Here is a 14,403-nt window from a genome sequence, read left to right as displayed (position 1 = left end):
CAAGGACCACCATGGATCTGTCCGATCACACTCCTGACGAACTCCTCGCCTACCGGCCGGAGGTGTCGGCGCCGAAGGACTTCGACGCCTTCTGGCAGCGGACCTTGACCGAAGCCCGTGCCCGGGGCGGAGCGGTGAAGGCGGAGCGGGTCACCGACCGGTATCTGCTGAACACCGTGGAGGTGGACGACGTACGGTTCCCCGGCTGGAACGGTGAGCCGGTGGCCGCCTGGGTCCTGAGACCGCGCGGCGCGGAGGGGCCGCTGCCGGTCGTCGTCACCTTCGCCGGCTACTGCGGCGGCCGCGGGCTGCCCACCGACCACCTGCTGTGGTCGGCGGCCGGGTACGCCCAACTCGTCGTCGACAGCCGGGGGCAGGGGCACGAGACTCCGGACCGCGGTGAGGGCGACGGCACGCAATGGGTCGAAGGCTTCATGACCCGCGGCATCGACTCACCCGACAACTACTACTACCGCCGCCTCATGACGGACTGCGTTCGCGCCGTGGACGCGATCGCCGAACTGCCCGGCCTGGACGCCGGGCGGGTCGTCGTGGCGGGCGGCAGCCAGGGCGGCGGCCTGGCCATCGCGGTCGGCGGACTCGCCCTGGACCGGGTGGCGGCAGTGCTCGCGGACGTCCCGTTCCTGTGCCACTTCCGCCACGCGGTGCAGACCAGCGGGGAGGGCCCGTACCAGGAACTCACCAAATACCTGCGCTGGCACAGCCCGCACCGTGTCCAGCCGGCCTTCGCCACACTCGCCTACTTCGACGGTGTGCACTTCGCCGGCCGCGCGACGGCGCCGGCCCTGTTCAGCGTCGGCCTCATGGACCCCACGTGCCCGCCGCCCACCGTCTACGCCGCCTTCAATCACTACGCGGGGACGGACCGGACCATGACAGCCTGGCCCTTCGCCGACCACGGCGGCGGCTTCGGCTTCAATACCGCGGTGCAGCTGAAGTGGCTGCGCGAGCGCGGGCTCGCTCCACAGCAGTAGCCTCCTGGGCTTTCAGCACTGGCTCTCACGCCTCAGGAACGAGCCGGAGCACCACCGCCGACGGTGCCGTGGGAAGCGTCACGCTCAGTTCGGCGGACTCGGGGCGCCACGCGGTCCGTGCCGGGTGGACGCCGGATACAGCACCTCCACGCGGACCGGCGCGCCCCGCAGGCCCGGCAGCGGCAGCACGGCGCTGTCCTCGGTTTCGGGGCGGCGCCACACCGTCGCATACGTGGTGTCGTCCGGTGCGCGCAGGACGAGCGCGATCCACGGGTCGTCCCAGGCGGGAAGCCCCAGCGGCCAGGCGGGCACCGCGACAGCCAGATCCGGCCGGATCGACTTGTACGTCGCCACCGCCTCGTTCACCAAGGCCCGTGCGTCAGGCACGAGTTCGGATAGATCACCGGACAGATGGACACGGCCCAGGAGGGCGTTGGCCATGGTGAAGGCCACCTCGTCCAGGGTGTCGTCGGGCTGCGGGTAGGCCCAGACTGCGCCCTGCTCCGGGGTGACCGCCGTCGGTGCCGCCGCGGCGATGGGGGCGTAGAGCTCCAGGTTCTGCTGATCGCTGGTGGAGTGCAGGGGCAGCCGGGACAGCAGCGCGTGGTCGGTGCGCATCCCGCCGGACGCGCAGTTCTCCAGTACGAGGTGGGGATGGCGGTCCAATATTCCGTCCAGCCAGTCGAGTTGGGCGCGATTGTGGGCGAGGAGGCCGTCGGGGGGCATCTGGGTGGGCGCTCGTGCCCGGCCCCGCGTCGACGTTGTAGTCGAGTTTGAGATAGTTGACGCCGAGGTCGCCGACCAGGCGGTCCACGACCCGGTCGAGGAGGGCGCGGGCGGCCGGGTGACGCAAGGCGAGGTGGTAGCGGCCGGTCTCCAGGACGCGGACGCCGCGCCGCCGGAAGAATGCATCCTCGGGCAGCGGCGTCGCCAACGGGCCGCGGACGCCCTGCCCTTGCCGATAACGTCATCCGCGCTGGTCGGAGCCAGTGCGCGACGGTCTGCGGGATGTCGGCCGCTTCGCCGACGTCGACCACTCTGGCACGACTGGCGATCACCCGGGCATGATGACCGACCATGCTGCTGCGACTGGCGTACCTGGGCATGGCGAGCGCGTGCGCGATGCTGCGGCTGCTGCCGATGAGGGATCGGGACGAGGACGTGGAGATCCTGACTCTGCGCCATCAGATCGCGGTGCTGGAGCGGCAGTTGAACGGGCAGCGGGTGCGGTTCTGACGCGGGCGACCGGGCGTTCCTTGCGGCGCTGCTTCAGGGTCTGCCGCCGGAGGTGTGGCGTGGGATGCGGCTGGTGGTGCGGCCTGTCACCGTGCTGGGTTGGCACCGTGACCTGGTTGCCCGCCGCCACGCCGCCCGGTCCCGGCGGAAGCGCGGGGGCCGACCGCGTACCGTGCGCTCCATCCGCGCTCTGGTCCTGTGCCTGGCTCGCGAGAACCCGACGTGGGGCTGTCGGCGCTTGCATGGTGAACTGCTTGTCCTCGGCGTGAAAGTGGCGGCGTCCACGGTCTGGGAGATCCTCAGGGACGCTGGGATCCCGCCAGCACCCGAGCGGACGTCCAGTACCTGGGCGGACTTACTGCGCTCCCAGGCGGACGCGGTCCTCGCGTGCGACTTCTTCGAAACCGTCACCCTGTCCGGGGCACGGCTGTACGTGTTCGTGTTCATCGAGCACACTGGCCGGCGCATCCGGATCCTGGGTGTGACCGCGCACCCTACCACCTCCTGGGTCGTGCAGGCGGCGAGGAATCTCGTCATGGACCTCCAGGACGCCGACTGCCAGGCCCGCTACCTGATCCGGGACCGGGACGGGAAGTTCCCCGAACTGTTCGACACGATCCTCGCCGACGCGGGGATCGAGGTCGTGCTCAGCGGCATCAGGATCCCCCGCATGAACTCCATCATGGAGAGATGGGTGCAGACCTGCCGCCGTGAACTGCTGGACCGCACCCTGATCTGGAATCAGCGGCATCTCCTTCACGCACTGCGGGAGTTCGAGCAGTTCTACAACGCGCACCGGCCGTACCAGGGCATCGCGAACGCCCGCCCGCTGCACCCGCTCCCCGAACCGATCACCGATCCGGACGAAACCGCCAGCCTCGACATACATCGAACCGACCGACTCGGCGGCCTCCTTCACGAGTACCAGCATGCTGCGTGACCAGGCCGGATGAGGTTTCCGGCAAGGACACCTTCCACAGGGCGTCGGTGTAGGCGCGGGCGCGGTCGTACTCGCGCAGCAGGGCTGTCACCTCGTACATCAGGTCATTTCTCGAGGGGCAGGACGGAAGAGGGAGAGGGAAGAGGGTGTTCAGGCGGCGGAGTTCGCCGGCGCGGACTGCGGGTTCGCGTCGGGCAGCGCGTAGAGAACGGCGTGGGCGGCGCGTTCGCCGCCTGCCAGGGCTCCTTCGATATGGCCGGCGTAGCCGCGGGCGGTCTCGGTGGAGGCCCAGTGCAGCCGCCCGTCCAGGGCGGGGCGCTGGTAGAGGCGGTGGCTGAAGAGGGAGTAGTCGCCCAGCTGTGCCACATGCGCGGGGGACGTCCACTGCTCGGAGCTCCAGCCCCTGGACGTGCAGGTCCAGGGGCTGAGCGGCCTGCGGGCCGAAGAGCTGCGTCAGTTGCCGTGTGACGGCCGTACGGAAGTCGGGGCCGCCGCCTTGCGCGGTGCTCGCGTGGGCGAAACCGAACAGGGCGGCCGGCTGTCCGTCGGGGCCGGACATGTCGTGGATCTCCTGCAGCGGGCCGGTCCGGCTGAACGCGGCACCCAGGCCGTCGGCACGCCAGAACGCCTCGGGGTACTCGGCGACGACCTTCACCACGGCGCCCATCCACACCGGGGTCCGCTCGGCTACGTCGACGAGGTCGGTCGGCAGTTGGCCGTCGAAGTCGATACGGGCCAGGGCGAGCGCGGGTGGCGCGGCGAGGACGACGTGCTCGGCCTCGACGACGGAGTCGGGGGTGTGCACGGCCAGGCCGGAGCCTTCCGCCTCACCGGTCCGGATCGCGGTGACCGGGGTGCCGAGCCGGATGGTGCCGGCGGGCAGCGAGGCGGCCAGCGTGTCCATGAGGGCTGCCGCGCCGGAGGTGAAGCGGTTGGAGCGGGCGTCGATCGGGTTGCCCGCGAGGCGCTGTACGCCGTCCGCGTCCTGGTAGACGGCATCGCCGTCGGTGTGCTGCGGGAAGCTGCCGAGCCCGGCATCGGCGGAAGCTGCCGAGCCCGGCATCGGCGAGCAGGGCGTGGACGTGCCGCTCGTCGTCCCAGAACCAGGTGGCCCCGAGGTCGAGCGAGCCTTCCGGTGCGGCCGGGGCGCTCAGCAGGCGGCCTCCTATCCGGTCGCGCGCCTCCAGGACGACGACGTCGTGCCCGGCCTGAGTGAGGATGCTCGCTGAGGTGAGGCCGGACGCGCCCGCGCCGATCACGACGACGGAGCGACTTGTGTTCTGCGACATGGGCGGACGCCTTTCTTGCCAGAGCCGACCCGTGACATCGGCCCGGTACTGCTCGGGGTGGTGGGGGGAGCGGGGTGGTCAGTCGCCCGTGGTGAGGACCATGCGGAAGCGGGCCTGTCCGGCCTGCTGGGTCTTCAGCGCCTCGGCGGCCTGCTCCAGCGGCGCGGTCTGCACGCGGGGGCGCACGCCGCCGGTCAGGGCGAAGCGCATGGCCTGCTCGGTGTCGACCGGGCTGCCGGTGACGTGCCCGGTGACGTGGCGGGCGTGCATCACCAGCTTGTCCAGCGGCAGTTCCAAGGGCGTGCCGTCGAAGCCGACGATGGTGAGCCGGCCGTGCGGGGTGAGGCCGTCGACGAGTCCGGCCAGGGGCTTGCTGCTGGAGGCCGTGGACAGGATCAGCCGGGCGCCGCCCAGGGCGCGCAGCGCCTTTCCGGCATCCTCGGCGGAGCCGTCGATGTAGTGGTGCGCGCCGAGGTCGAGAGCGGTCTGCCGCTTGTCCTCGCCGCGTCCGATGGCGACCGTCTCGAAGCCCATGGCGGCGGCGAACTGCACCGCGAGGTGGCCCAGGCCGCCGATGCCGAGGACGGTGACCCGGTCGCCGGGCTCGGCGCCGCTGTGCCGCAGCGCGTTGAACGTGGTCACGCCCGCGCAGCCGAACGGCGCGGCCTCCTCGAAGGAGAGCCCGTCGGGGATGCGGATGAGGGCGGTGGCGGGGACGGTGACGGTGGTGGCCAGCCGCTCGGATAGCTGAGGCCAGGGATCCGCCGCTCGGCGCAGCGGACCACGTCGCCCGACCGGCAGGCGGTGCAGTGTCCGCAGGAGCCGCCGAACCAGCCGATCCCGGCCCGCTCACCGACCTCCCAGCCCGCGACGCCCTCACCGACCTCGGCGACGACTCCGGCGACCTCGTGCCCGGGGATGACCGGGAAGCTGTAGGCGGGCTTGGGGTTCGCGGCCATCCCGGCGTCGGCGCCGCAGATGCCGGACGCCTTCACGTCGAGGCGCGCTTCGCCGGGGCCCGGCTCGCGCGGCTGCACGGGAGCGGCGTGCACAGGCCCGCCGGATGCAGTCACCTGGGCGGCCCGGTGCGCGGGGCGGATCTCCTGGGACACGACAATCACTCCTGACGGGAAAGAAGAGGCGGATTCCGTACGGGGAATTCCCCGGTACTGTGAAACGGCCGGACGAAAAAGAGCCGGGATATTTCCTGCCCCGCCGATACGGCGGAGCGTGCTTTGCCCACCGTAGGACGAATGCCGGGCATCCGGTAGACGACGATCATGAATACGGTTATAGCCTGAGGTTGTGGCCGAGAGGGGTTCACGATGAACATCGAAGGGCTGCGGTACGCGCAGGCCGTGTCCCGGACGAAGTCGTTCAGCGCCGCGGCGCGCGACTACGGCGTCACCCAGCCCGCGCTGTCGAACGGGGTGGCCCGCCTGGAGGACGAACTCGGCATCAAGCTGTTCGACCGCTCGCCGCGCGGCGTCAAGCCCACCGTGCACGGCGCGCGCATCCTGCCGATGATCGACCGCGCCCTGGAAGCGCTCGACTCGGTCACGGCCGAGGCACGGCGGCTCACCAGCCCGGCCGCCGGCTCGATCCGCATGGGTGTCTCGCCGCTGATCGGAGCGGATCTGGTGGGCTGCGCCTTCAGCGCCGCCCGCACCCTGACCCACCCGCGCGACCTCGTCCTGCGCGAGGCCGACCTGGACCTGCTGCGCACCGCCCTGAAGGACGGCGAGCTGGACGTACTGCTGGTGCCCGAGGTGGAGCCCATGCCCGCCTACCGGCACCGCACCATCTTCACCGAGCCCGTCGTCGTGATCGACCCGGCCGTCGCCCCCGGCACCGAAGGGCCGGTGGAGCTGAAGGACGCCGCCGGCGCCGACTTCATCCTCGTGCCCGACAGCTGCGGTCTGACCACCTTCACCACGCAGCTGTTCCGGGACAACGATCTGCCGCTGCGCACCTATCCGGGCGAGGCCGCCAGCTACCGGGTCCTGGACGAGTGGGCCCGCCTCGGCGTGGGGGCCGCGCTGCTGCCGAGTTCCAAGGTGACACCGGACCACGCCAGCTGCCGTCCCCTGGTGCGGAGCGGCGCGCCGGTGGAGATCTCGTACGAGGCGGTGTGGGGCCGCGACAATCCGCTCGGCGCCGACCTGGAGGAGTTCGTCGGCTTCCTAGCCGACTCCGCCGGTTGCCGGCTGCCCACCCTCCAGCCGGACAGCGAAGCCCCTTCGGGGCAGGCTGCGGGCCCGTCTGCTGCGACTCCGTAATGAGTAATGCGAGTTGGTTATAGCCGCATCATAAAAGATCCTCTACCGGACGCCTTCGTGGCGACTTACCTTTGTTCTCGTCCGAACCGCCCGCGGAAAAACTCCGCGAGCACATTCCGACGGGAAAGGAAGCGTCATGGCTTACCTGGAAATCACCCTGAAGGTGGCTGAGGAGAACCGCGTCGCGGCGGCCGGCGTGTACCAGAAGTACAAGCAGCCGTTCCTCGACACCGTCCCTGGCGCCGAGTCCAAGGAACTGCTCGTGCGCGACGAGGACGTGCAGGTGCTGCACGGCTTCAGCACCGTGGCCGAGGCCCGCGCCTACCTCGACAGCACCCTGTTCACGCAGGACGTCGTCGGCGGCCTGGCACCCCTGCTGGCCACTGACCCCGAGGTCCGGATCTACGACACCGTCTGACGGTCCCGGACGGGCCGCCGCACCCGTACGGCGACCCCCGCCCTTCCCCCCTCTCCTTTCCGTCGCACGGCCACCTGCGCCAGAGGGCACACCTTGTAGCTTCACGGCGGTTTGCCCAGTTATAGGCACTTTTCAGGTCGCCCGAGCGGTCCCGCTCACTCCCCCCTTCTTTACCAGGAGCACGGCATGTCCCGCACCACCACCATCGACCTCACTGGCAAGAAGGCCGTCGTCATCGGCGGCACCAGCGGCATGGGCCTGGCCATCGCCCGGCACATCCTGGACGCCGGCGGCAGCGTCGTCGTCACCGGCCGCTCCGAGTCCAGCGCGGCGAAGGCCGTCGCCGAGCTCGCCAGCCCGAACGCGTCCGGTCTCGCCGCCGACCTGAACGACCCCGCCGCCGTCGAGCGCCTGCGCAGCGAGCTCTCCCGCGACCACGCCGACGCGACCCTCCTGGTCAACGCGGCCGGCGTCTTCGCGCCCAAGCCCTTCCTTGACCACACACCCGAGGACTACGACCGCTACCAGGCCATCAACCGCGCCTTCTTCCTCATCACCCAGACCGTCGCCGCCAACATGGTCGAGCGCGGCACCAAGGGCTCCATCGTCAACGTCGGCTCCATGTGGGCCCACCAGGCCGTCGCCGCGACGCCGTCCTCGGCGTACTCCATGGCCAAGGCCGGACTGCACTCCCTCACCCAGCACCTGGGCATGGAGCTGGCGCCGTACGGCATCCGCGCCAACGCCGTCGCCCCGGCCGTCGTGCGCACCCCCATCTACGAGGAGTTCATCCCCAAGGCCGAGATGGACAGCGCCCTGGACGGCTTCAACTCCTTCCACCCCCTGGGTCGCACCGGCACCCCCGACGACGTCGCCGCCACCGTGATCTTCCTGCTCTCCGACCAGACCGACTGGGTCACGGGCGCGGTCTGGGACATCGACGGCGGCGTCATGGCCGGACGGAACTGACCACCCGCTCCTGCCTCCGGTGACCACGACCCCTTACGGCGCTCGCGGTCACCGGTGCAGCCGACGCAGTCCGGAGTCGACGGTGCCGCCGACGTGTGAGCGCAGTGTCTCCACGAGGCCCTCGGTGTCCTCGTCACGCAGCCGCGCGACGAGGGCTTCGTGCTCGTCGGTGATCGTCGGGCAGCGGGCCAGGAGGCTCTCACCGAGAGCGAAGAGCAGGAACCGCTGCCGGTCGGCGAGCCGATCGTTGAGCTCGAGCATCACATGGTTGCCGCCGACCTCGACGAAGGAGCGGTGGAAGGCGAGCATCAGCTCGATGAACCGCTTCAGGTCGCCGTCGCCCAGCGCGCTCTTGTGCCGTTCGAGCTCGCCCTCCAGCCGGTCGGCGAAGTCCTTTCGGCGCTGCGGTGTGGCGCGCTGCACCGCGGCTGATTCGAGGACGAACCGGGTGTCGGCGAGATCCCGGGCGTCCTTCTCGCTCAGCCCCCGCACCAGCGCTCCCCGTTTCGGGTACACGGTGATCCAGCCCTCGTCCTGGAGCCGGGCGAGCGCGGCCCTGACCGGGGTGCGGCTCACGCCGAGCCCGGCGGCGAGCCCCGCTTCACCGAGCATGGTGCCGGGGGCGCGGTCGCCGGTGAGGATGCTGTCGCGGATGGCCGCGTACGCCTGCTCGGCAGCGCTCTGACTACTGGTCGTCATGGGCCCCATCCTCCCGTACATCTGGGATACAAGTTGCGTCCCATTGGAATACATCGCGGGGCGGTCGCGCTGGAGCCCCACAGACGTCCGCCGATGCTGGCGGACCGACAGAAGAAGGGACCGTGTCGTGCGGCAGCTCATCGTCATCGGATCCGGCCCCGCCGGATAGACCGCGGCCCTCTACGCCGCGCGCGCCAACCTGCGCCCACTCCTGATCGCCTCCTCCGTCGAGGCGGGCGGCGACCTGATGAACACCACCGAGGTCGAGAACTTCCCCGGCTTCCCCGAGGGCGTCATGGGTCCCGACCTGATGGACAAGATGCAGCGGCAGGCCGGGAAGTTCGGCACCGAGATCGTCTTCGACGACGTCACGTCCGTCGATCTGACCGGCCACGTCAAGACCGTCACCCTCAGCTCGGGCGAGCGGCACAAGGCCCTCGCCGTGGTCTTCGCGACCGGCTCCGCCTACCGCAAGCTGGGCCTGGCCGACGAGGACCGGCTCTCCGGACGCGGCGTGTCCTGGTGCGCAACCTGCGACGGCTTCTTCTTCCACGGTGTCAGACGAAGCGCATTGGCAGTTGCTGCCAGACCTGTGGAGGTGTATTCGCGATGTTGATGCGCACCGACCCGTTCCGCGAACTCGACTGGCTCGCCCAGCAGCTGACGGGTGTGACCGGTACCTGGTCCAGGCGCTCGGCGATGCCGATGGACGCCTACCGTGAGGGCGAGGAGTACGTGATCGCCCTCGACCTGCCCGGTGTCGCGAAGGAGGCGATCGACATCGATGTCGAGCGGAACATGCTCACCGTCAAGGCCGAGCGCCGCCCGGTCGTGAAGACCGACGACGTACAGATGGAGCTCTCCGAGCGGCCCCTGGGTGTCTTCTCCCGCCAGTTGGTGCTGGCCGACACCCTGGACACCGAACGCATCACGGCCGACTACGAAGCCGGGGTGCTGACCCTGCGGATCCCGATCGCCGAGCGAGCCAAGCCCCGCAAGATCGCGATCGGCGGGGAGTCTGAGCACAAGCAGATCAGCGGCTGAGGAGCCAGTTTCCCGACCGCTCCGACGACGGAGGACGGGCATCGATCTCCCCCTCTGGTCCCGTCCTCCGCCCTACGTCCATCACACAACGACGTGAAGGGTAGTGGTGGCCATGCGATGAGAAGCATTCCTCGACCGCGTGCAGGAACGCGGCGAGTACACCACACCCCAGGAAGCCGAGCGGGCCGCGCGTACCATTCTGGCCCTGCTGGGCGCGCATCTGGTGGGTCAGGTCCGGGCCGAGCTGGCCGCCCGGCTCCCGGAGACCTTCGCCGTGATTCTTCTCAACCCGCTGCAGTCCACCGAGCCGCTCCCGCCGGAGCGGTTCCTGCGGGCCACCGCGGCGTGGATCGAGGGAGCCACCGAACAGACCGCGGCCTGGGACGTCAGCGCCGTACTGAGCGTGACCGCCGATGCGGCGGGCGAGGAACTCACCCGCCGCATCCTGCTCGAGCTCCCCCCGGGCTACGACCTCCTCTTCGGCCGTCCCGAGCACGCCTGAGCCCAGGAACGCGTGACCCGCTCATCAATTCAGCAGGGCCGGCCGGCGACCCACCCCCGCCGGCTCTTCCCACAGGCGACAACGCCTTTGCACGAGAAAGGCAACCATTCCCGATGCTTCCGCTGCGTGAACCGGCCGCTGCCCGACCCAGCATGACGTTTCACCAGATGCTGGAAAGAATCCGATACGAAGGCGCGTATCCGACCCGGGAGCGGGCCGAGGACGTCACACGTGCCGTGCTGGGGGCCCTGGGCCGTCAGCTCTCCGGCGACGAACGCGTCGACCTCGCCGCCTGCCTCCCCTCCACGGCTGGGGCTTCGTCAAGGACCTGGCCACCCGCACGGGTACCACCCCCGCGGTCGCGCGCTGGGACACCGGCGCCGTCCTCGCCCTCCTCGGCCGCCTGGCAGGCCCCAGCCTCCTGGACCGCATCCTCACCCAGCTCCCCTCCGGATACGCGCTACTGTTCGGCCGCGCCGAACTCACCCAGGCCGCCTGACCGTTCCGGGCTGGGACCAGGCGGGACAAGTGCACTGACTGAGGACGCGGTTGGAACGTGAAGGGGCTCCGGCGATGACATCGTCGGAGCCCTGTTTTCGGGCTGCTGTTGCCGGGCCTGGTCGTGGTCGACGTCGCGGCCGCCGACGACGCGACCGCGCTCGCCGTCCAGAAGCTGCTGGCTGACCGTTGGCCGACCGGGACCTGCACCAGCCGGTCGCCCCACCCACCGCGTCGGCCGGAGCCCTGTCGCCGGTAAGCGCAGGCGGACGACTGTGACGACCGCCTGCCGGGTGGTGCCCGCCACGGCCTCCACGACGACCTTCCCGCTCACGGGTGTGTAGGCCTCGCCGTCCTGCGGGGACGCGCGCCCGGGCTGGGGGACCAGGCGGGGCGCGACGGCGGCGGCGAGCGCCGTGGTCAGGCGCTGGGACAGCGCGACGTGTCCGGCGGGGAGCCGTATGGCGAGTGTCCGCGGCTGGCGTGCGGTGCCGGTGAACCCGGCCACGGTCGCCTCGATCATTCACCCCGCTGCCTCGCCGCCCCCGATGACCGACTCCATCCGTCACCCGCGTCAGCTCGGCGGGCTGCCATCATGCTCAGATGGCCCACGACATAGTGTTCTTCCTCGCCACCGACGACGAGACCGCTGCTGCGACGCGCCTGCGGGGACCTGGTGACGCCTTTGAGTCAGTGACCTGCCGTTTCATTGAGCCGGACAGTGCCATCGCCGAATGGGACATGTACTTCGAGGAGCCTTCGGCCGAGGCCCCGCCGGTTGAGCAGCTCCTTGGGTGGGCGTGGCCGGAGTGGGTCACTGCCCCCTTGAACGACGGCGTTGAGGTGTTCGCTCTGCCGCAGCGGTTGACCCGGGCGCTGGCCAACGCGACGTCCGCCGAACTGGAAGAGCTTGCAGGCCGCTGGACCACACGGGTCCGGTCTGAGGACGGGGACGACATGACCGACGATGATCTACTGGCGGTCCTGCAGGGAGTTGCCCGGCTTGCGGCGTCTGCGGTGGACACGGGTGGCAGCCTCTACAGCTGGAGCTCCTGACCATTCTCCTGCGAGCAAGAAGGCGGACCGCGCTCTACGCTCCCAACACGCGGCCGAGCAGCGGGAGTCGCGTGCCACCATCGCTGCCTACGCAGACCACATTCAGGCGCTGAGCCTGCGTAACGCCGAACTCGAAGCGGAGAACGCAGCTCTGCGAGGACGCCTTCAGCGAATCGGCGGCACGATCGCCTCTTCTTCGGTGACGCTGTGATCCTGCGGTGCATGGCGATGCACGTGTGCATATTCGCCTTCACGGCGGCGTCGAGAGCCGCGTCAATGCCGGGTCCTGAGTAGTGCCGAGTTCCGATGTCTCTCGGCGTCAGCTGAAAGGCGGCTACTGGCAGGCGGCGCTCCCGTCGCCGCGGCGGTCCGGGTGCAGGACGTCCTTCAGGCGCCCGGATCGCCCTCGGGGGTGCTCAGCTCTGGCCAGCCTCGGCCTCGGCGGAGACCTGGGCCCATTCCTCCCAGGACTTGATCCGCTCGGTGTAGAGCTGCGGGACGACCTGGAGGGCGAGGGAGCCGAAGAAGACCCGCAGCGGGGGGTTCTCGGCGTCGACGATCTTCAGCAGCGCCTGGCCGACGTTGGCCGGGTCGGGGCTCGGGAAGGTGGCGAAGGCGCTGTTGACCGCCTCCCGTACGTCGTCGTAGGCGGCCACGGGCTCGGACCAGGTGGAGGACGTGGCGAAGTCCGTGCCGAAGGCGCCGGGCTCGACGATGGTGACCTTGATGCCGAAGCTGGCGACTTCCTGGGCCAGGGAGTCGGAGAGTCCTTCGACCGCCGCCTTCGACGCGCTGTATGCGCCGGTTGTGGGGAAGGCGGCGATGCCGAGCAGGCTGGACAGGTTGATGATGTGGCCGCTGCCCTGAGCCCGCAGGTAGGGCAGGACGGCCTGGGTCACCCAGAGGGTGCCGAACACGTTGGTCTCGAACTGGGCGCGGATCTGCTCCTCGGTCAGCTCCTCGACCATGCCGTAAAGGCCATAGCCGGCGTTGTTGACGACGACGTCCAGGCGCCCGAAGTGCTCGTGGGCCTGCTTGACGGCCGCGGTCACGGCGGCCTTGTTCGTGACGTCGAGGGACAGCGGAAGTATCGCGTCATCGTGCGCGGCGACCAGGGCGGCCAGGGAATCGGTGTTTCGGGCGGTCGCCGCGACCTTGTCGCCGCGCGACAGCGCGGCCTCGGCGAACCGACGGCCGAAGCCGCGGGAGGAACCGGTGATGAACCAGATCTTGCTCATGAGAGTGCTCCTGGAGGGGTGGTACGAAGCCAACTTTAGGAACGGTAACCCATGATGGAACTAAGTACCACTTCGGGTCTGTGTACTAGACTTGCGGCATGGCCGAGACATCCAGGACTGCATCCGTCCGCGCCGCGGCGCCCACTTCGCTGCGCGCGCGGACGCGCGCGGCGATGCGTGCGGAGGTCAGCGAGGTCGCGTTCCGGCTCTTCGCCGAGCAGGGCTTCGACAACACGACCGTCGAGCAGATCGCCGCCGAGGCGGGGCTGTCGCGCACCACGTTCTTCCGGTACTTCGGCACCAAGGAAGAGGTCGTCCTCGGCAAGATGGGCGAGGTCGGCCACGCGGTCGCCGCCGCACTCGCAGCCCGCCCCGAAGGCGAGCGGCCCTGGGACTCCCTGCGCCGCGCCTTCGACGTGATCACCCAGGTCGATTCCGATGAGCCCGAACAGGCCCTGCATCTGATGCGGCTGCTCAACGACGCCTGCGCCCTGATGACCCACCAGTGGGAGAAGACTCAGGGCTGGCAGAGCGTGCTGGTCCCGGAGATCTCCCGCCGCCTCGGCGGTGGCTCCAAACCCGCCAACGACCTCCGGGCCCAGGCACTCGCGGCGTCAGCGATCGCCTGCCTGGACGCCGCCACCGACGCCTGGACGACCGACGGCGGGACGACCCGACTGTCCGTGCTCGTGGACCAGGCCATGGGCACGCTGAGCGAACTGAACGCCCCCTGCTGATCCGGCGAATCCGCCTGCTGGCGGCTCGTCAGACACCGCAACCACCATGTGGCAGCCCTGTCATGATCCGTTTCGTCTTGTGGTGACGTTGTCGGCGGCGGCGGATGGTTGGATCCACGAGCTGAGGATCCGGAGTTTCTCTTCGCTCGGGGAACCGGGTGCGGGTGACCAGACGGTGAGGTGCTGGTCGAGGGTCTCCGCTCCAGTAGAAGCTGTCCCAGTCGAAGGTGAACTCGCCAAGGTCGGGGTGGTGGATGGTCTTGCTGCCGAAGTCCTGACTCGCGACATGGCGGCTTGCCCACCATTGGCGGAAGAGGGGATAGCCGACCGAGAGTTCGCCGACCAGGTTCGCGAGCCGTGGGTCCGGTGGAGCCGTCGGGTTGGAGGATTTCGGTGACCGTCGCGGAGATCCCCTGCTGCAACCGGTCGGACAGCGGAGCGCCATTGACCGCCCCAACCAACTCCTGGGCCAGGTGGTGGAGTTTGATGTTGGTACGCTGCGA

Annotated in this window: 16 protein-coding genes and 4 pseudogenes; 11 read left to right on the top strand and 9 right to left on the bottom strand. The window is 69.9% G+C overall.

Translation table 11 applies throughout. The features are described from left to right. The first annotated feature begins 11 nt into the window (after positions 1-11). The gene (locus ACZ7M2_RS51295; RefSeq protein ID WP_471601189.1) at positions 12-995 is read left to right on the top strand and encodes an acetylxylan esterase; all 984 of its coding nucleotides are present in this window, start codon (positions 12-14) and stop codon (positions 993-995) included. Positions 996-1,079: 84 nt separating this feature from the next. Here ACZ7M2_RS51295 and ACZ7M2_RS51290 read toward each other — a convergent pair whose 3' ends face one another. Beyond that, positions 1,080-1,721: an alpha-galactosidase gene (locus ACZ7M2_RS51290; RefSeq protein ID WP_471601188.1), complete on the bottom strand. Its 642-nt coding sequence runs from the start codon at positions 1,719-1,721 to the stop codon at positions 1,080-1,082. A 351-nt stretch (positions 1,722-2,072) separates the two neighbouring features. Between ACZ7M2_RS51290 and ACZ7M2_RS51285 the strand changes: the two are divergent. Beyond that, positions 2,073-3,171: pseudogene (locus ACZ7M2_RS51285) on the top strand (integrase core domain-containing protein). Here the strand turns inward: ACZ7M2_RS51285 and ACZ7M2_RS51280 are convergent. From ACZ7M2_RS51280 to ACZ7M2_RS51265, 4 genes are all read right to left on the bottom strand, one after another. After that, positions 3,083-4,075 carry an FAD-dependent oxidoreductase gene (locus tag ACZ7M2_RS51280; protein ID WP_471601187.1) on the bottom strand — a complete coding sequence of 331 codons (993 nt, stop codon included), beginning with the start codon at positions 4,073-4,075 and terminating at the stop codon, positions 3,083-3,085. The pseudogene ACZ7M2_RS51285 and the gene ACZ7M2_RS51280 sit on opposite strands and share 89 nt — an antisense overlap. Then, on the bottom strand, positions 3,999-4,460 hold the full coding sequence (locus ACZ7M2_RS51275) for an FAD-dependent oxidoreductase (RefSeq protein WP_471601186.1): 462 nt from the start codon (positions 4,458-4,460) through the stop codon (positions 3,999-4,001). Before ACZ7M2_RS51275 ends, ACZ7M2_RS51280 begins: the two co-directional genes overlap by 77 nt. 78 nt (positions 4,461-4,538) lie before the next feature. Then, positions 4,539-5,102, bottom strand: a complete 564-nt coding sequence (locus ACZ7M2_RS51270; RefSeq protein WP_471601185.1) for a zinc-binding dehydrogenase — start codon at positions 5,100-5,102, stop codon at positions 4,539-4,541. Then, complete coding sequence (locus ACZ7M2_RS51265; RefSeq protein WP_471601184.1) at positions 5,099-5,572, bottom strand: alcohol dehydrogenase catalytic domain-containing protein; 474 nt, start codon at positions 5,570-5,572, stop codon at positions 5,099-5,101. Before ACZ7M2_RS51265 ends, ACZ7M2_RS51270 begins: the two co-directional genes overlap by 4 nt. Positions 5,573-5,785: 213 nt before the next feature. On the opposite strand from ACZ7M2_RS51265, the gene ACZ7M2_RS51260 reads away from it, so the two are divergent. The 3 genes from ACZ7M2_RS51260 to ACZ7M2_RS51250 all read left to right on the top strand — a co-directional run bounded on the left by ACZ7M2_RS51260 (position 5,786) and on the right by ACZ7M2_RS51250 (position 8,126). After that, the gene (locus tag ACZ7M2_RS51260; protein WP_471601183.1) at positions 5,786-6,739 is read left to right on the top strand and encodes a LysR family transcriptional regulator; all 954 of its coding nucleotides are present in this window, start codon (positions 5,786-5,788) and stop codon (positions 6,737-6,739) included. A 136-nt stretch (positions 6,740-6,875) separates the two neighbouring features. Then, positions 6,876-7,157 (top strand): hypothetical protein, encoded by a 282-nt coding sequence (locus ACZ7M2_RS51255; RefSeq protein ID WP_471601182.1) that lies wholly within the window; start codon positions 6,876-6,878, stop codon positions 7,155-7,157. A 186-nt stretch (positions 7,158-7,343) separates the two neighbouring features. Then, positions 7,344-8,126: an SDR family NAD(P)-dependent oxidoreductase gene (locus ACZ7M2_RS51250; RefSeq protein WP_471601181.1), complete on the top strand. Its 783-nt coding sequence runs from the start codon at positions 7,344-7,346 to the stop codon at positions 8,124-8,126. A gap of 48 nt (positions 8,127-8,174) precedes the next feature. Here ACZ7M2_RS51250 and ACZ7M2_RS51245 read toward each other — a convergent pair whose 3' ends face one another. After that, positions 8,175-8,825 (bottom strand): GntR family transcriptional regulator, encoded by a 651-nt coding sequence (locus ACZ7M2_RS51245; protein ID WP_471601180.1) that lies wholly within the window; start codon positions 8,823-8,825, stop codon positions 8,175-8,177. A 127-nt stretch (positions 8,826-8,952) separates the two neighbouring features. Between ACZ7M2_RS51245 and ACZ7M2_RS51240 the strand changes: the two are divergent. From ACZ7M2_RS51240 to ACZ7M2_RS51225, 4 genes and pseudogenes are all read left to right on the top strand, one after another. After that, a pseudogene (locus ACZ7M2_RS51240) lies at positions 8,953-9,441 on the top strand (NAD(P)/FAD-dependent oxidoreductase). After that, a complete protein-coding gene (locus ACZ7M2_RS51235; protein ID WP_471601179.1) occupies positions 9,435-9,869 on the top strand; it encodes an Hsp20/alpha crystallin family protein in 435 nt (144 codons plus the stop codon). The pseudogene ACZ7M2_RS51240 and the gene ACZ7M2_RS51235 overlap by 7 nt, the downstream one beginning before the upstream one ends. A gap of 121 nt (positions 9,870-9,990) precedes the next feature. Continuing rightward, positions 9,991-10,371, top strand: a pseudogene (locus tag ACZ7M2_RS51230) (DUF2267 domain-containing protein); the annotation flags it as partial. A 113-nt stretch (positions 10,372-10,484) separates the two neighbouring features. Further along, positions 10,485-10,870, top strand: a pseudogene (locus ACZ7M2_RS51225) (DUF2267 domain-containing protein). Here ACZ7M2_RS51225 and ACZ7M2_RS51220 read toward each other — a convergent pair. Then, positions 10,832-11,392, bottom strand: a complete 561-nt coding sequence (locus tag ACZ7M2_RS51220) for a hypothetical protein (RefSeq protein WP_471601202.1) — start codon at positions 11,390-11,392, stop codon at positions 10,832-10,834. The pseudogene ACZ7M2_RS51225 and the gene ACZ7M2_RS51220 overlap by 39 nt on opposite strands. 80 nt (positions 11,393-11,472) lie before the next feature. Between ACZ7M2_RS51220 and ACZ7M2_RS51215 the strand changes: the two genes are divergently transcribed. After that, the gene (locus ACZ7M2_RS51215) at positions 11,473-11,925 is read left to right on the top strand and encodes a hypothetical protein (RefSeq protein WP_471601178.1); all 453 of its coding nucleotides are present in this window, start codon (positions 11,473-11,475) and stop codon (positions 11,923-11,925) included. A 416-nt stretch (positions 11,926-12,341) separates the two neighbouring features. On the opposite strand, the gene ACZ7M2_RS51210 is transcribed toward ACZ7M2_RS51215, so the two are convergent. After that, positions 12,342-13,163, bottom strand: coding sequence for an SDR family NAD(P)-dependent oxidoreductase (locus tag ACZ7M2_RS51210; RefSeq protein WP_471601177.1), 822 nt, complete (start codon positions 13,161-13,163; stop codon positions 12,342-12,344). 98 nt (positions 13,164-13,261) lie between these two features. Here ACZ7M2_RS51210 and ACZ7M2_RS51205 point away from each other — a divergent pair, with 98 nt between their 5' ends. Then, positions 13,262-13,900, top strand: a complete 639-nt coding sequence (locus tag ACZ7M2_RS51205; protein ID WP_471601176.1) for a TetR family transcriptional regulator — start codon at positions 13,262-13,264, stop codon at positions 13,898-13,900. Positions 13,901-13,928: 28 nt separating this feature from the next. Here the strand turns inward: ACZ7M2_RS51205 and ACZ7M2_RS51200 are convergent, their stop codons facing one another. Then, positions 13,929-14,345 (bottom strand): MmyB family transcriptional regulator, encoded by a 417-nt coding sequence (locus tag ACZ7M2_RS51200; protein ID WP_471601175.1) that lies wholly within the window; start codon positions 14,343-14,345, stop codon positions 13,929-13,931. Positions 14,346-14,403 lie beyond the last annotated feature (58 nt).

The organism is Streptomyces sp. NPDC111507, from assembly GCF_055638955.1.
This window is presented reverse-complemented; position numbering and strand designations above follow the sequence as displayed.

Coding starts and splice junctions, on each gene's coding strand:
- ACZ7M2_RS51235 (WP_471601179.1), top strand. CDS start 9,435: ATGTTGATGCGCACCGACCCGTTCCGCGAACTCGACTGGCTCGCCCAG.
- ACZ7M2_RS51245 (WP_471601180.1), bottom strand. CDS start 8,825: ATGACGACCAGTAGTCAGAGCGCTGCCGAGCAGGCGTACGCGGCCATC.
- ACZ7M2_RS51210 (WP_471601177.1), bottom strand. CDS start 13,163: ATGAGCAAGATCTGGTTCATCACCGGTTCCTCCCGCGGCTTCGGCCGT.
- ACZ7M2_RS51200 (WP_471601175.1), bottom strand. CDS start 14,345: ATGGCGCTCCGCTGTCCGACCGGTTGCAGCAGGGGATCTCCGCGACGG.
- ACZ7M2_RS51280 (WP_471601187.1), bottom strand. CDS start 4,075: ATGGACACGCTGGCCGCCTCGCTGCCCGCCGGCACCATCCGGCTCGGC.
- ACZ7M2_RS51275 (WP_471601186.1), bottom strand. CDS start 4,460: ATGTCGCAGAACACAAGTCGCTCCGTCGTCGTGATCGGCGCGGGCGCG.
- ACZ7M2_RS51250 (WP_471601181.1), top strand. CDS start 7,344: ATGTCCCGCACCACCACCATCGACCTCACTGGCAAGAAGGCCGTCGTC.
- ACZ7M2_RS51220 (WP_471601202.1), bottom strand. CDS start 11,392: ATGATCGAGGCGACCGTGGCCGGGTTCACCGGCACCGCACGCCAGCCG.
- ACZ7M2_RS51215 (WP_471601178.1), top strand. CDS start 11,473: ATGGCCCACGACATAGTGTTCTTCCTCGCCACCGACGACGAGACCGCT.
- ACZ7M2_RS51205 (WP_471601176.1), top strand. CDS start 13,262: ATGGCCGAGACATCCAGGACTGCATCCGTCCGCGCCGCGGCGCCCACT.
- ACZ7M2_RS51295 (WP_471601189.1), top strand. CDS start 12: ATGGATCTGTCCGATCACACTCCTGACGAACTCCTCGCCTACCGGCCG.
- ACZ7M2_RS51260 (WP_471601183.1), top strand. CDS start 5,786: ATGAACATCGAAGGGCTGCGGTACGCGCAGGCCGTGTCCCGGACGAAG.
- ACZ7M2_RS51290 (WP_471601188.1), bottom strand. CDS start 1,721: ATGCCCCCCGACGGCCTCCTCGCCCACAATCGCGCCCAACTCGACTGG.
- ACZ7M2_RS51255 (WP_471601182.1), top strand. CDS start 6,876: ATGGCTTACCTGGAAATCACCCTGAAGGTGGCTGAGGAGAACCGCGTC.